The sequence below is a fragment of the Kordia periserrulae genome, assembly GCF_003054265.1.
Classification (GTDB): domain Bacteria; phylum Bacteroidota; class Bacteroidia; order Flavobacteriales; family Flavobacteriaceae; genus Kordia; species Kordia periserrulae.
The window spans coordinates 65,641-81,616 of the sequence record NZ_QBKT01000012.1 but is presented as its reverse complement, the minus strand read 5'-3'; the positions used below and the strand labels follow the sequence as shown (position 1 = coordinate 81,616).

Annotated in this window: 16 protein-coding genes; 10 read left to right on the top strand and 6 right to left on the bottom strand. The window is 35.7% G+C overall.

Annotated elements, in window-relative coordinates; translation table 11 throughout:
- Positions 1 to 19 precede the first annotated feature (19 nt).
- The 5 genes from C8N46_RS18775 to C8N46_RS18755 form a co-directional block, all read right to left on the bottom strand.
- Entirely contained in the window at positions 20 to 181 is a 162-nt protein-coding gene (locus tag C8N46_RS18775; RefSeq protein ID WP_108116648.1) for a Lacal_2735 family protein, read from the bottom strand.
- 118 nt (positions 182 to 299) lie between these two features.
- Positions 300 to 926, bottom strand: a complete 627-nt coding sequence (locus C8N46_RS18770; protein ID WP_108116647.1) for a carbonic anhydrase family protein — start codon at positions 924 to 926, stop codon at positions 300 to 302.
- Between the two features lie 57 nt (positions 927 to 983).
- Positions 984 to 2,576 carry a SulP family inorganic anion transporter gene (locus tag C8N46_RS18765; protein WP_108116646.1) on the bottom strand — a complete coding sequence of 531 codons (1,593 nt, stop codon included), beginning with the start codon at positions 2,574 to 2,576 and terminating at the stop codon, positions 984 to 986.
- Between the two features lie 133 nt (positions 2,577 to 2,709).
- Positions 2,710 to 3,063: a hypothetical protein gene (locus C8N46_RS18760; protein WP_146169886.1), complete on the bottom strand. Its 354-nt coding sequence runs from the start codon at positions 3,061 to 3,063 to the stop codon at positions 2,710 to 2,712.
- 1 nt (position 3,064) lies between these two features.
- Positions 3,065 to 3,733 (bottom strand): TetR/AcrR family transcriptional regulator, encoded by a 669-nt coding sequence (locus C8N46_RS18755; RefSeq protein WP_108116644.1) that lies wholly within the window; start codon positions 3,731 to 3,733, stop codon positions 3,065 to 3,067.
- A gap of 212 nt (positions 3,734 to 3,945) precedes the next feature.
- Here C8N46_RS18755 and era point away from each other — a divergent pair, with 212 nt between their 5' ends.
- Together era and C8N46_RS18745 are read left to right on the top strand one after the other, a co-directional pair.
- The gene (gene era / locus C8N46_RS18750) at positions 3,946 to 4,827 is read left to right on the top strand and encodes a GTPase Era (protein ID WP_108116643.1); all 882 of its coding nucleotides are present in this window, start codon (positions 3,946 to 3,948) and stop codon (positions 4,825 to 4,827) included.
- A gap of 58 nt (positions 4,828 to 4,885) precedes the next feature.
- Complete coding sequence (locus tag C8N46_RS18745) at positions 4,886 to 5,362, top strand: hypothetical protein (RefSeq protein WP_108116642.1); 477 nt, start codon at positions 4,886 to 4,888, stop codon at positions 5,360 to 5,362.
- A 31-nt stretch (positions 5,363 to 5,393) separates the two neighbouring features.
- On the opposite strand, the gene C8N46_RS18740 is transcribed toward C8N46_RS18745, so the two are convergent.
- Positions 5,394 to 5,885 (bottom strand): GTP-binding protein, encoded by a 492-nt coding sequence (locus tag C8N46_RS18740; RefSeq protein WP_108116641.1) that lies wholly within the window; start codon positions 5,883 to 5,885, stop codon positions 5,394 to 5,396.
- A 156-nt stretch (positions 5,886 to 6,041) separates the two neighbouring features.
- Here C8N46_RS18740 and C8N46_RS18735 point away from each other — a divergent pair, with 156 nt between their 5' ends.
- The 8 genes from C8N46_RS18735 to C8N46_RS18700 all read left to right on the top strand — a co-directional run bounded on the left by C8N46_RS18735 (position 6,042) and on the right by C8N46_RS18700 (position 15,975).
- Positions 6,042 to 6,722, top strand: a complete 681-nt coding sequence (locus tag C8N46_RS18735) for a hypothetical protein (RefSeq protein ID WP_146169885.1) — start codon at positions 6,042 to 6,044, stop codon at positions 6,720 to 6,722.
- A gap of 99 nt (positions 6,723 to 6,821) precedes the next feature.
- Positions 6,822 to 8,126 (top strand): ribosome biogenesis GTPase Der, encoded by a 1,305-nt coding sequence (gene der / locus C8N46_RS18730; protein ID WP_108116639.1) that lies wholly within the window; start codon positions 6,822 to 6,824, stop codon positions 8,124 to 8,126.
- Positions 8,127 to 8,128: 2 nt separating this feature from the next.
- On the top strand, positions 8,129 to 8,851 hold the full coding sequence (locus C8N46_RS18725) for a hypothetical protein (protein WP_108116638.1): 723 nt from the start codon (positions 8,129 to 8,131) through the stop codon (positions 8,849 to 8,851).
- 105 nt (positions 8,852 to 8,956) lie between these two features.
- On the top strand, positions 8,957 to 10,501 hold the full coding sequence (locus C8N46_RS18720; RefSeq protein WP_108116637.1) for a choice-of-anchor I family protein: 1,545 nt from the start codon (positions 8,957 to 8,959) through the stop codon (positions 10,499 to 10,501).
- Positions 10,502 to 10,680: 179 nt separating this feature from the next.
- Positions 10,681 to 13,449, top strand: coding sequence for an outer membrane beta-barrel protein (locus C8N46_RS18715; RefSeq protein ID WP_108116701.1), 2,769 nt, complete (start codon positions 10,681 to 10,683; stop codon positions 13,447 to 13,449).
- Between the two features lie 128 nt (positions 13,450 to 13,577).
- The gene (locus C8N46_RS18710; RefSeq protein WP_158269207.1) at positions 13,578 to 14,504 is read left to right on the top strand and encodes a biopolymer transporter ExbD; all 927 of its coding nucleotides are present in this window, start codon (positions 13,578 to 13,580) and stop codon (positions 14,502 to 14,504) included.
- Positions 14,494 to 15,042, top strand: a complete 549-nt coding sequence (locus tag C8N46_RS18705) for a hypothetical protein (RefSeq protein WP_108116635.1) — start codon at positions 14,494 to 14,496, stop codon at positions 15,040 to 15,042. Before C8N46_RS18710 ends, C8N46_RS18705 begins: the two co-directional genes overlap by 11 nt.
- A gap of 39 nt (positions 15,043 to 15,081) precedes the next feature.
- On the top strand, positions 15,082 to 15,975 hold the full coding sequence (locus C8N46_RS18700; protein ID WP_108116634.1) for an alpha/beta hydrolase: 894 nt from the start codon (positions 15,082 to 15,084) through the stop codon (positions 15,973 to 15,975).
- The last annotated feature ends 1 nt before the right edge of the window (position 15,976 follow it).

The following is a 15,976-nucleotide window of genomic DNA, read 5'->3' as shown; positions in this document are numbered from 1 at the left end:
TTTAAGGAAAGAAACTATGTTACAACGCTTCAATCCGCTTCATAATTTCCTCAGCTTCTGCTGTTTTTTGGTCGCTTAATTTTCGGTTGGATGTCGAAAGATTAAATGCTTCTTGGGTAAGCTTATTGTACTTTTCGTAAAGTTTTTCTTTTTCCGTTTTCTTTTTGAAGATTCCAAACATGATTTTTTCTTTTTCTTAATTTTTTTAGCCTTGTAAAGATACGATTTATATAAAGGAAAAGCCAAAGTACTTTTTTAAGTTACTTTGGCTTTTGTAATTTTTTATGTAAAAATTCTTCTTATAAGAAGGTCACTTTTCCATTGCTAATATCGTACATGGCACCCACAATTTTAATGTCTTCATCGTGTTCCATATCAGCCAAAATTGGACTTTGCTTTCGAATGTTTTCAATAGTCATTTCCACATTTTTAACGGCTACTTCATTGACAAAATCTAAATTTTTTGAGTTTCGAAGACTTTCGTCTGTTGGTTTTTTTACGGCGTCTACAGCAGGTTCAATTTTTTTGATGAGTGCTGTTAAATTTCCGAGTCGCGCATGGTCACACGCACCTTTTACGGCACCACAACTGGTATGTCCTAATACCACAATAATTTTAGTGCCTGCTAATTTACAAGCAAATTCCATGCTGCCTAAAATATCTTCATTTACAAAATTCCCTGCAATACGAATGCTAAATATATCGCCCAAACCTTGATCAAACACAAGTTCGGCAGACACTCTAGAGTCAATACAGCTCAAAATGGTAGCAAACGGAAATTGTCCATTTCGGGTATCGTTCACTTGTTGCAAAAGGTTTCTGTTTGCTTTCAAATTTTGTTGAAATCGCTTATTTCCTTCTTTTAAAAATTGCAACGCTTTTTCAGGTGTCATTGAATCCTGAGTTTCTTTTGTATGTGCTTTCATATAGTATTTTTTAGTGTTATAGAAGTTTTGGTGTGTGTAAAAAATCAGTATGGAAATTTACGCAGTTTTTTCTAACTTAAAAAACTTGATAAAACTCGGTGGATTTTCCACTATGCCGCGTTCAGAAATCAATTTGATATCAATATTCCTATTGCGTGCTTTTTCTGAAAAATCTTCTAAAATTTCAATAATATCGTTGTCTAAAAATTGTGTTTTGCGCACATCGAGTTCTAAGAAGGAATTTTCTGGAATGCTGTCTAATTCCTTCAAAATAGCACCTTTGTTAAAAAACGTTACTTCTTCTGCAAATGTCATTTTGATTTTGCCTTTTCCTTCGCTATTATCTTCAATATGTAAAAAGTGTGAGTTTTGGAAGCTTTTGTATAAAATCACTACGATTCCAACCGCAAGCCCGAGTCCAATTCCCCAAAGTAAATCAATAAAGACAATTCCTAAAACAGTTACAATAAAAGGAACAAACTGTTTCCAACCAGCTAGATACATTTGCTTGAATAATTTCGGCTTTGCCAATTTATATCCTACAATTAACAATATTGCAGCTAATACTGAAAGCGGAATCATATTCAATAAATTCGGAATTAAAATCACAGAAATTAGCAATAAGAAACCGTGAATGATAGCAGACATTTTGGTGCGCCCGCCCGATTGAATATTGGCAGAACTTCTCACGATTACTTGTGTAATTGGCAATCCGCCAATCAATCCAGAAACCACGTTTCCAGTTCCTTGTGCGAGCAATTCTCTATTCGTTGGTGTAACACGTTTGAGAGGATCTAATTTATCTGTCGCCTCTACACATAATAAAGTTTCTAAACTTGCTACCAATGCCATTGTAAAGGCTGCAAGGAGTACTTCAGGATTGTTAATGGCAGCAAAGTTTGGAAAGGTGAATTGCCCTAAAAATGAATTAAAATCGTCAGGTACTGGCACTTTTACCATGTGTTCAGCAGAAATACCAAGTGTCGCATCTCCTTGCGTTAATACGAAATATACAATTCCCAAAGCCACCACTACCAAAGGTCCTTGAATCAACTGAAAAATCTTTCCTTTTTTAGATAAAACCGTATTCCATAAGATTAAAATTGCCAATCCGATTATAGCAATAAGTGTAGCGCCCAAACTGATATGATTGATAGTATTTAAAATTTCAGAAAAAGTATTTTCTCCATCCACTTGGAAAAAAGCGAAATCTCCTTGCGGGTCTTTGTCATATCCGAAAAAATGCGGAATTTCTTTCAAAATGATAATAATACCAATTCCTGTAAGCATTCCTTTAATGACGGATGAAGGGAAAAAATAGCCAATAATTCCAAATTTTAAAACGCCAAAAACAATTTGAATGACACCTGCCAATACAACTGCAACCAAAAAATCTTTGAATCCGAGTGAAGCAATCGCTGCAATTACAATCGCTGTTAAACCAGCAGCAGGACCACTTACACCAATTTGAGAACCACTCATGATTCCGACAACAATTCCTCCAACAATTCCGGCAATTAAACCCGCAAAAGGCTCTGCTCCACTAGCAACGGCAATACCCAAACAGAGTGGGAGAGCAACGAAGAATACAATAATACTTGCGGGAAAATCCGCCTTTAGATGTTTAAATGGATTATTAGAACTATGCATGATAGTAAATGTTTTGTGAATTGAAAATAAGACGTACAAAACGCATGTTTTCCATTCGTTGTTAGCTTTAATTTTTTTTGTGAGAATTGAAACGATTCACTAAATAGTGTGAGAATATAGTGAAAAAGCTCTTTTATATTAAGGTGTATATAGAAATAGACGATCCTATTTCTGGAGGCGGAATCAATATTTCAATATTATATGACAAACCTATTCGCTGCATGTAAAAGTGCGTATCCAACACAGATAAATTGGTATTTGCGAGCATAAAATGCACAGAATTGTGCGTTACTTTTTCGTCTTTTTCAGAAGTATCTTTGGTTTCTTTTTCAGAATCGTCTTCAACATCATAATCAACAAGTTCATAAGAAGCATCCGTTAAAAAGCTGTAAGTTTTGACAATTGGTTGCAAAAAAAATGCACAAAGCACCAACATAAAAGCAAATTGCCTTATCAGTGAAAATCTATATTTGTGCGCCTGTTGCATATTAGTTAATTACTTTAAAAACCAAATCTGTATAGAATTTTATAATCGCGTCTTTTCCTTTTTTTACATCGGTTAATGACGGTAGGTGTTTTGAAAAATAACGTTGCTGATGTGCGCCTTCTATCACAGTAGAAATGAGCATATTAGGATATTCAAACGACGGATTGATATCAGCAACCATGTTACTCACACGTTGCACGACACGCTTGTACACTTGATAATATCCTTTTTCATTTTCAGTGTCAATATCCTTAGTATGATAGGCTTTTGACGACTCAGCAATGATAATTCTATTCAGAATAATTTCGTCAATATAAGAAAATGAATTGTCAACGTCAACTTTGCGTGTTAAAATTTCGATGGCGGCTTTTAATTTGTCTTTCTTTGATGGAATATTGTTTGTGGCGAAGACCAATTTGTACTCAATCCAGCTCCAATACCAACAAATTAAATACACCAATAACATGTGTTTGCTCTCAAAATATCGGTAAATAGAACTCTCGTTAGAGCCAATAGATTGTCCTAATTTTTTAAAGGTAAACGCTTCAAAACCTAGTTCGTCAATCATTTCAATACTGCGCGAAACAATCTTTTTTCCCAATTCCGAAGATTCAGGGTTTTTAGTGTATAATTCTTCACTAATGACGATATGTACTTGTAAATTATCCATACGAATCACACAAATATAATAGTATTACTATTAAAAATTACAAGTTTAACTATTTTTTTTCAAAAAGTGTAAAATAAGTTGCGTAAATGGCTGTGATGTAATGGATAATAGTTTGAAAATCAGATTTATGAAAAACACCGTAAAGTGTCGGTTTCTTGATAAATATACGTACTTTTGTCGTTCAATTTTATTGTGAAAAACAACACGTATTTATGACACACAAAGCAGGATTTGTAAATATCATCGGAAACCCAAATGTTGGAAAATCAACCTTGATGAATGCGTTTGTAGGTGAAAAATTATCCATCATCACCTCAAAAGCACAAACCACACGTCACCGAATTTTGGGAATCGTGAATGGTGATGATTTTCAAGTCATTCTTTCCGATACACCAGGAATTATAAAGCCTGCGTACGAACTACAATCGTCTATGATGGACTTTGTAAAGTCTGCCTTTGAAGATGCTGATGTATTAATCTACATGGTTGAAATTGGTGAGAAAAGTCTAAAAGACGAAGCCTTCTTCAAGAAAATCGTCAACAGTAAAATTCCTGTATTATTATTGTTGAATAAAATTGACAAATCTTCTCAAGAACAATTAGAAGAGCAAATGGAAATATGGCGTGAAAAAGTGCCAACCGCAGAAATCTATCCGATTTCCGCATTGGAAAACTTCAACGTACCACAAGTATTTTCAAGAATTATTGAATTATTGCCAGAATCTCCAGCATTTTATCCAAAAGATCAATTAACGGACAAACCGGAACGTTTTTTCGTCAACGAAACCATTCGCGAGAAAATCTTGGTCAACTACAAAAAAGAAATTCCGTATGCAGTTGAAGTAGAAACGGAAGAGTTTTTTGAAGAAGAAGACATTATCCGAATCCGCTCTGTCATCATGGTTGAACGTGAAACGCAAAAAGGCATCATCATTGGACACAAAGGAAGTGCTATCAAAACCGTAGGCATGCAAGCACGAAAAGACTTAGAAACCTTCTTCGGAAAGCAAATTCATATCGAACTCTATGTAAAAGTCAACAAAAATTGGCGTAGCAATGCAAAACAGTTAAAGCGTTTTGGGTATAATGGGTAGTTTTTTTGGTTGCTGGTTGCTAGTTGTTTGTTGTTAGGATGTTTTTCAAAATTAGTTCATGAAATCAAAGAAGGATTCGGAAAAAGTATCTTTATTCTATGTTATTGTTGGCGTTTTTGTATCAATTATAGCGTTTTACAGTTATTTTTCAAACGACACTGATGCTGTTATGATAAAGAAACATGGTGTATTTGAATCATACAAGCACACGGTTAAAAAAGGAACTCATTCAAGGAATTATTTATCTGTAAAAATTGATGAGGTTAACTACAATATTCCTTCTTTTGTACAAGCTTCTTTTGATTTAAAAAGTTTTAAAAAGGAAATCAAATATGGAGATTCAATAACTTATTACATCAACTCAGATAAAGAATTATTACAAATACAAAAAGGAGAGAAATCCTATTTTGATGAAGAAGAACGAAAAAAATTGGCTAGCAACAATTTTTTCTTGGCTTTAATTTTAGGAATTGTATTTTCTATTTTCACCATTATGCTTGCGTTTAAATACTTAAAAGATTGTAATTTTATTTGAGAAAAGTATTTTGTATTTTTTTAGAATTCAATTAGTAGATAATCTCCTTCAAAAACCCATACAACGCCAACATTTCCTGCTTCCCAGTTGCTTTTCCCCAGCGCCCGCCGAAATACAACACAAACCAAATAACCACCATGAAAAACATCAAGGCAATTTGAAGCGCGTACGAATTTTGTAAAGCAGCATTGGAATGCGCCCAAACGCCAAATCCGATAAACAAACACGCGACTAAAAAGTGGAGAAACATAAAAAAAGTCCACACGGTCGGACTCGGTCCAAACAATCCGTGAAGTACACACGACTTTTCGTCAATTTCGTCGACTTCTACATGCAGCTGCGGCGACCAAAAATGTTGTTGCGCTTTCGGAATTTTAATAAACACATGCTGATCAATGCGAGAAACCACAAATTTTTTTTGACTTTTCTTTGTCGCTTCCAACCGTGCTAAAATTGCTTCCGAAGATTCGGGAAGCTCCATTTTAAAACGCGGTCGCAATACAATTTCTTCTCCTAAACTCATAGTTGCCTATTTTAAAAATCCAAAATAGCAGATTCCATCCGAAAGAATGCTGATATATATCATATTGCTTTAACAATCAATTCAGAATGATTTATGAAAACATTATCAATCTGGAATCTTACAATCTATTACTTTTATAAAAGCTAAATCTATATCATGAGAATGATTTTCATCTGTTTACTATTTGCTAATGCCTACGTATATTCACAACAAAAAACGGAGCTTTCAAAAGAGAACTTGACAATTTTAGATGGTCTTGTTTTAAAATATAACACAATTCAAAAACTTTCTGATTCGATAACTACATTTCTAGATCAAAAACCAATTTCTGTTCAAAGATTTACCATAAATAGTAACGTTACAGTGCAAACATCTTGTAGAATGGTAGGAAGAGGAACTTATGATAAAATAAAAGCTAATTATCTCATAGAAATCGGTGTTGATACTAAAGGAAGTCTGAAAAAGAAGTTTGTAGATTCAATTTATAATTATTGGGAAGAAAAAGATGAAAAATATCTAGAAAGATATAAAAGTTCTAGTGATGAAATACATTTATTTTACGCCAATGGCGATTATGTGTTTTACAAAAAACCTTCAAGTAACAAGGTTGGCGACTATTATATTTTCTATTTCAAAAACAAAATTATCAAAGTTTCTTTTAAAGGATTTGATACTGAAAGAGGTTTTGGTGGACTTTCGGAATTTTTAAATGAATTGGTACAATTTAGATTTGAACGAAATCAGATTAATCCCAAATACGAGGTGAAATTTGATCCAAGATTATTTATGAAACTTTATGAGGAAGATTTTTTCCATCAAAAATCTAAGCAAAAGTAACTGAGATATATCCAAAACTCACAAACTCCTAAAACTTACTGCAATTTACTTTTAACGCGTCGTTAGAAAATGTACCTTTGCAGGCACAAAAAGAACGAAATGAGTAATATAGTAGCCATCGTAGGACGACCAAATGTAGGGAAATCAACCTTGTTTAATCGCATGATAAAACGCAGAGAAGCCATTGTTGATTCGGTAAGTGGTGTGACTCGTGATCGCCATTATGGAAAATCAGACTGGAACGGAAAAGAATTTTCGCTGATTGATACTGGCGGATATGTAGTTGGAAGCGATGATATTTTTGAACAAGAAATTGACAAGCAAGTAGAATTGGCAATCGATGAAGCTGATGCCATTCTTTTTGTGGTAGATGTCGAATCAGGCATTACAGGAATGGACGAAGAAGTGGCAAACTTACTTCGCAGAGTCAACAAGCCAGTTTTATTGGTCGTCAACAAAGTTGATGCTGCCAATCGTTTGCACGATGCTACCGAATTTTACTCGTTAGGTTTGGGCGAATATTATCCAATAGCCAGCATCAACGGAAGCGGAACAGGTGAAATGCTTGATGCCCTTATAGAAGCTCTGCCAGAAGTAGAAGAAAAAGAAGAAGAAAACTTACCGCGTTTTGCTGTGGTAGGACGTCCAAATGCTGGAAAATCATCGTTGATTAATGCCTTAATTGGAGAAGAACGCTACATCGTAACCGACATTGCCGGAACCACACGTGATGCGATTGATACCAAATACAATCGTTTCGGATTTGAATTCAACTTGGTAGATACTGCCGGAATTCGTCGAAAAGCCAAAGTAAAAGAAGACTTGGAATTTTACTCCGTAATGCGCTCTATTCGTGCCATTGAACATTCGGATGTGTGTTTATTAGTGGTAGATGCTACAAGAGGATTTGACTCGCAAGTGCAAAATATTTTCTGGCTAGCGGAAAAAAACCATAAAGGAGTTGTCATTTTGGTCAATAAGTGGGATTTGGTGGAAAAAGACACATCTACCGTAAAAGAATTCGAAAAACACATTCGCCAACAAATAGAACCTTTCACAGACGTTCCAATTGTTTTTATTTCTGCCTTAACAAAACAGCGCATCTTTAAAGCGATTGAAACTGCGGTGCAAGTCTATAAAAATCGTTCCAATCGTGTGCCAACAAGTAAATTGAACGATGTCATGTTGCCAATCATTGAAAACATGCCGCCGCCAGCGTACAAAGGAAAATACATCAAAATAAAATACTGTACACAATTGCCAACGAACTATCCGCAATTTGCGTTTTATGCCAACTTGCCGCAATACATTCGAGATCCGTACCGACGCTTTGTAGAAAACAAGCTCCGAGAGCAGTTCGACTTTACAGGCGTTCCTGTTCAGGTCTACTTTAGAAAAAAATAGTCATGTCACCCAAAGCAATTCTCATAGCGTTTGTCATTGTCAGTCTACTACTGATTGGCGTGATGTTTTTAGCGGTGGATGGGAGAAACAATGCTACGGTTCCAAAGTTTGAGACAGCAACAGGAAAAGAAGCGAGCGAAACAGAAAAACTTGAAGACTCTCTCAAAACGGATACACAAACAGAAGATGTAAAACTTGAAGATTTTATTACAACTAGCGTCATCAATCTGAATGAAGGAAATGGTGCTGGTGAACAAATCAATCAACTCATATCATTATTAGAGTCACAACCATCAAGTGATAGAAAAGCCGATTTAGAAAAATTTGTTGTAGCTTCTCGTAACATCATCACGCAAATAAAAAAAATACAAGAAGCGTTATTTCCTGGCGGAATGGAAAAATACGATATTGGTGAATCTCCAAAAGTACAAGAAAGCAATGCTGTCTTTTTCAAAGAAAACGAAGAACATTCCGAATTATCAAAACAACTCTTAACGGACTTAAATACTTTCGAAAACGCACTTGGCGATTTACAAAAAATATATCCAGAGTTTCGAAGTGTAAATACTAAACTGCGTGATGAATATTCAGATGGTATGGATTGGCTTACATACAATTTTAAGGACTTTCCTGCAGTAGCTTCCTATGTAAAGTTGAGCACTATCATGGATGAAATAGAAACAAATCAAGAAATTATTATTAAGGCTATGTTACCAAAACAATAAGCCTTTACAATAACTTTCCACTAGCACCATAATTCCATCACTTTTAACTAACATTCAAATAAAACCCAAGGTTGATTTTTGCGCAAATAAACATAAATCAACACAATGAAAACCTTTCAAAAATCACTTTTTATAGCAGCAGCAATTATAGGATTGCTAAGTTGCGATAGCGATGATGACAATCAAACACCTCCAAGTGTAGATACTTCTGTAAACTTTCAATTCAAAAACACCATCACTGTTGGTGGAGAAGGTGCAGCGGAAATCTCAGCGTTTGACCCAACAACGAACAAACTATTCACGGTAAATACGGCATTAGACGAAATCTCTATCTACAATATTTCGGATGTCAATGCACCAGTGCAAGAAACTTCTATCAGCGTAAGTGGTTTTGGTGCGCCCAATAGTGTAGCTATTCACAATGGAAAATTAGCTATAGCGATTGAAGCAAACAACAAACAAGCGCCAGGAAAAATTGCTGTGTACAATACGTCAGACCATTCGTTAGTGAATGAATATACAGTAGGCTCATTACCAGATATGGTAACATTTACCAAAGATGGAAACTTTATTTTAGTTGCTAATGAAGGAGAGCCAAATGACGATTACACGGTAGACCCAGATGGAACCGTGAGTATCATTGACCTCTCCAGCAATATGGTAACAACCTTAGATTTTTCAGCGTTCAATTCGCAAGAAGCAACTTTGGAAAGTCAAGGATTTCGTGTATTTGGTCCAAATGCGGACTTAGCAGCAGATGTGGAGCCAGAATACATCACTGTTTCTGACGATTCACAATATGCGTGGGTTGCGTTGCAAGAAAATAACGGAATCGCTAAAATCAACATTCAAACCAAAACGATAGAAGCCATCTATCCACTAGGTTTCAAAGATTATAGTTTGCCTGAAAATTCAATAGACGCGAGCGATAGAGACAACGTCAACGAATTGAAAAATTGGCCTGTGTACGGAATGTATCAACCAGATGCGATTACTTCGGTAGCGATTAACGGAACCACCTATATCATCTCTGCCAATGAAGGAGATTCTAGAGAATACGAAGGAACGCCAGGCTACGTAGGAGAAGATCGTATAAAAGATATCACTTTAGACGAAACCGCTTTTCCAGCTACGGAAAACTATCAAAATGATGAAAATATCGGGCGTTTAAAAATTGCGTTGGATTTGGGAGATACCGACGGCGATGGCGATTACGACAAATTATACAACTACGGAGCGCGCTCGTTCAGTGTTTGGTCTGCCGAAGGTGCTTTATTGTACGATAGCGGAAACGAAATTTCTACCAGAGTCTTAGCAGAAACGCCAAATCGCTTCAACTGGGATTGGGAAGACAATGCAGTAGATGATAGAAGTGACGACAAAGGTCCAGAACCTGAAATGGTAGAAGTACTAAACATTGCCAATCAGCGATATATTCTTTTTGTAGGATTGGAAAGAAACAGTCAAGTAATGGTGTACGACATCACAAACCCGACAGCGCCTCAGTTCTTGCAATTTTTACAACGTGGAACCGATTTTGCACCTGAAGGCATCATTGCTGTAAGCGCAGATGACAGTCCAACAGGAAAAGCCTTAGTCATCATTTCGTATGAAGACAGCGGAACAGTTTCTATATACGAAAATGAGTAGTTCACAATTATAAAATTGTCACATCGTGACTTCCACATAAAAAGCGTTCTCCATATATCAAACGGAGAACGCTTTTCTTTTTTAAGAACTTTCACGAGTGTTTTAAGATTATTTTAATAATAAATGAAGAATTTTTCAGTTTGTTTGTTATCGAAACCGATTATCAATCAAAAAACGAAATGAATAAACCATTTATCACACTGTTGATAGTACTTTGCACGTTACTATCTGGAAATCTTTTTGCACAAGAATTTGAAATTAAAGGAAGTATTGTAGATAGTACCACAAAATTACCGCTAGAATCAGCAACGGTGTATCTTCAAACACTCAAAGATTCTTCACTCATTACCTACACAATTAGCGATAAAGAAGGAAAATTTGAATTGGCAGGTCGTACCCAACAAAAAGAAGCCAATTTATTCGTGACTTTTACAGGATTTAAACCACATCAGCAAAAAATTACGCTTGACCAATCCGTCATCACCTTGCCGCAAATCGGGATGGAAATGGCAACAGACGAACTCGATGCGGTGCAAATTACGGCTATCAAAGCACCCATTACGGTTAAAAAAGATACGCTCGAATTCAATGCAGATTCCTTCAAAACACGTCCCGATGCCACAGTAGAAGATTTAATCAAGCAATTGCCAGGTGTTGAGGTTGATAGTGATGGAAAAATCAAAGTGAACGGTAAAGAAGTCAACAAAATATTGGTAAATGGAAAGCCGTTTTTTGGAAATGATCCGAACATTGCCACGAAAAATCTAACCAAAGAAATCGTTGATAAAATTCAAGTCACAACAACTAAAAGCGAATCGGAAGAATTTACAGGAAAACAAGGAACTTCCGAAGAGCAAACCATAAATATAGAGCTGAAAGAAGACCAAAATAAAGGATTTTTTGGACGCGCCACCGTAAGTGGCGGAACGGACGAGCGCTACGCCATGAGCGGAATTGGAAACTACTTTAACGACAAACAACGCATTAGCGTGCTTGGAAGTAAAAACAACATCAACAGTTCAGGATTTAGTTTTGACGAAATTTACGATATGATGGGAAGCACTGCCAACAGTATTTCCAGAAGTAGTAATGGTTCTTTTTCTATCAACGGACAAAGTTTTGGTGGCGGACAAGGAATTACGACGACTACCAATGGCGGAATTAGTTTTGTGGATGAATACGAAGACAAAACAGAAATTGTAGCCGATTATTTCTATTCGCGTGCCGATTCGGAAAATGAAAGTAGGGTAGAGCGTGAAAACATTCTGCCAGACGGACGCTTTTTTACAAATTCGAGAAGTACTTTTTTAAACAAAAATGACAATCACCGCGCAAGTGCCGAATTGCAATTTGAAATTGATTCTACCTTTAAAATTTATGTGCGACCAAACTTTCAATTCACAGAAGGAGAAAACTTTTCGTCAAGAACAGAAGAGTCCTTAGATGAAGATGGTAATACGCTCAATACAGGAGTTTCCAGCGATTTTACGGAATCGGAACGTAGAAACGCCACAGCTGATATTGACATCATCAAGAAATTTGGAAGCAAAGGTGCGTTTTTACGTATTGGGACGAATGGAAACTTTATCAACAATACTTCCGATAATTTCCTAAACACCACCAATGAAATTTTTGGTACGATGCCTTCTGTCGAAACCAGAGACCAATTGACAGATACAGAATCAAAAGAAAATAATATTTCTGCAGATATTGAATACCGAATTCCGCTAAAAGAAAAACTATTTTTAGACGTTGAATATCGTTTCTCCAACAGACGCGAGCGCAATGACCGACGTGTTTTTGATTTTAACAACACGACAAATACGTATGACGATTTCAACGAAAGTTTAAGTTCCGATTTACGCGTAAACTTCCAAACACATTTACCTAGAATTGGAATCAATTACGAAACAGAAAAATTATACCTAAGTTTTAATACTGGATTGTTTATTTCAGAACTCGAAAACGAAGAATTCATTCAAAATACATCTGTACGTTCTACCTTTTCAGACATTAACATCAACGGATACATGCGCTATCGTATCAAGCAAGGAATGAGTATATATTTTAACTACAACACACGAACGCAAGCGCCACGTGCGCAACAATTACAGCCTGTAGCCAATGTGAGCAATCCGCTAAACATTACCGTTGGTAATCCGAATTTGAATCGTGAGTTTAGTCATAACATGTACGCTAACTTTAACAACTACGATTTCAAAACGCAATCAGGATTTTTTGTGTGGTTTTCGGGTGGTTTTACAAATGATCAAATCGTGCCTGTATCGGTCACAGACGAAAACAGAATACGAACTACAACCTATACCAACGTGGACGGAATTATACGAGCAAATGGTGGCGGTTCGTTTAGTAAAACGATTAAAAAAGACAGTACATCGTTGCGTTACAATGTGGGATTGTATGGAAACTACAACAAGAATTTCAACTTTAGCAATGGCGTTAAATTTTCTACCGAGCGTAGCGGATTTACACCGAGCGTTCGATTGACGTACAACTACAAAGAAGTGTTGGAAATAGAGCCATCGTACAATGTAAACTTCAACACGACAACATACAGTTTGGAAAATTTTGACAATGAATCGTTTCAAGCGCATACGGTAGGATTGAAAACAACGACATATTGGCCAAAAAATATCGTTTTTGGAAACGATTTGCGTTACACCTATCAAACCAATGTAGCGCCAGGATTTGAACGAAGTTCTTTATTTTGGAATATGAGTTTAGGGCTCAAAATCTTAAATGACAAAGGAACCATCAAACTGACGGCGTACGATTTATTAGATCAAAACATCAACACAAGAAGAACGGTAACAGCAGACTTTATTCAAGATTCGCAAAGTACCGTGTTGCAACGTTATTTTATGCTTGGATTTACGTATAAAATCAACAAAGTTGGCGGTAACAAGAATAAATTTGAGGTTTTTTAAGCAACTTAAAAGCACATAAAAAAGCTTCTGGACGTTTTCAGGAGCTTTTTTTGTACGTGTAATTTTGTATCTTTTCGGAGTAATTTCTAATGAGTACCAAAAAATATCATTCTATAAAAAAATCACTTATGCGCATCAATATAAAATCACTACTAATTTTAGGATTGCTATTCGCGTTTACAGCAGCTTTTGGGCAAGATAAAACACTAGAAACCGAAACCGCCTTTATGAATTGTGTGTACGAAGCGTTGCCAGACAAAGGAGCAAAATTCAAGGAAGTTCTTGATACAGCAGAAAAAAAACTTATCAAGATTAAGTATTTAAAAGATGCTAAAGGCGAAAGTTATGTGGAAATCTACAAAGACATTCGCAATATGTTTTCGCCAGAATTAAAAGACTTGGGCGTGGCAACCTACATGGCAGAAATTCAAGGACAACTCAGCAATCTTGAAACTTCAAAATGTATGGAAGCTGTATTTGGTTCACCAAAATTTGAAAATTCAAAACTCTCGAAAATGCTCGTTTTGATACAAAGTATAGCTAAATATGAAGATGGCGAAACCTTGACCAATGACATTTTAAAAATAGTAAAACCCGAAGACTTTACGCACGATTACTATCGTATGACGACATTTACTATGCTTGAAGCGATGAATCAGGTTGACGATAGTGGGATTAATTTTGAATTGCCAGATAAAGATGAGGAAGAATTTACTGAAGAAGAATTAAAAAATGCATTTAAAATAGAAATTTTTGAAGACCAAAAAGTAACATTAAATAATGAAGAAGTCGCAATTGATGCAATTAAATCAAAAGTTAAAAAATATCTCAAAAAAAATAAAGCAGAAAGCATATTGATATTTAAAAGTGACAGAGCAGCGAATTATAAAAACTTTATGACGATTCAAAGTCAGATTGTGACTGCATTTGAAGAAGTTCGAGAAGAATTGGCTCAAGAAAAGTACAAAACACCATTTGAAAGCTTAACGGAATCGCAAAAAGAAGAAATCAAAAACATATATCCATTACGAATCAAAGAAGACTATGAAGAATAATGTGACACGATTCATTTTTGGAATCATATTACTAATTTCACTTCAAACGAATGCACAAACCAACGACTACAAACTCGAAAATCAATTTATGAATTGTGTGTGTAGTATGTTTGATGATAACGGTACCGAATTAAAAAAACGCATCAAAAATGCGGAAAAAGAACTTGTAAAAAACGAAGTTTTAGCCAATACTCGCGGCGAAAGTTATATTGCACTATTTAAAAACATTCGCACGGCAATTGATGGCAGAGTAGCAACTTTTGGCATTAGCGATTACGTAATTCAGTCGCTCATGTCATCCAGCAATGCTAAAAAATACAACGCTTGCATGGGCAAAATGATGCAAGATGCAGCCTATAAAGACTCTAAAATCAACAAGTTTATTACCTTGTCAACCACTTCGGGAAGCAACCCGAAAATTACCGATCTCACCAGTAAAATGTTAGAAATATTTGAAGCCAAAGATTTCAATCACGATTTCTACAAATATTTGACATTTTCACTGATTGATAAATACAACATGGCGAATAAAAAGTAGGTTAGTATTCAATCATGTAGCTATAAACATAGAAATGAGGTGAAGAAAAAATTACTCAAAATAAGCATCGTACTGCTCTTCATTGTTGGAGTTGCAGGCTATATTCTCACCATTCATGTTGCGCCGTATGCTATTATTCAACCACAAAAAATTCATCTCGATATCACACCAAAACAATTAGGGTTGCAAAGTGAACAACTAAATATAACTACCAAAGACAGCATTTTACTTAAAGGATATCAAATAAAACCCAAAATGAAACCTGTAGCAGTTATGATTCTTATTCATGGAATCGGCGGTTGCAAAGAACATTTTTTAAATCTTGCGGGAAAATTGACAAATTACGGAATCGCATCTGTACTTTTTGACGGAAGAGCGCATGGCGAAAGTGGCGGACAATATTGCACGTATGGTTTCTATGAAAAGCAAGATATTTCTGCAATTGTTGATGAAATCAAAAAGCGAAATCCTACGCTAAAAATTGGAATTTGGGGAAACTCTCTTGGTGGCGCTATTGCAATTCAAGCATTGGAATTTGACAAGCGTATTCAGTTTGGAATCATTGAAAGTACTTTTACCGAATTAAATCAAATTGTCTACGATTACAAAAAGAAAATGTTGGGTGGATTTGGACTTCGTTTTATCTCAGATGCTGCTTTGAGTGAAGCTGGGAAAATTGCCAATTTCAATCCTGATGAAGTCAAGCCAATTCGCTCAGTTCAAAATATTCAACAACCTATCCTTTTTGCGCATGGCAATCAAGATGAAAACATTAATTATACGTATGGAAAGGCGTTATATGAAAACGCTGCTTCCGCAGAAAAGGAATTCGTGTTGGTTGAAGGTGCAGGACATTTCAATGTCGGCGAAAAAGGCGGAAGTGCATACCAAGAAAAGTGGCTACATTTTATTCTTGAACAATCAAAAAAATGAA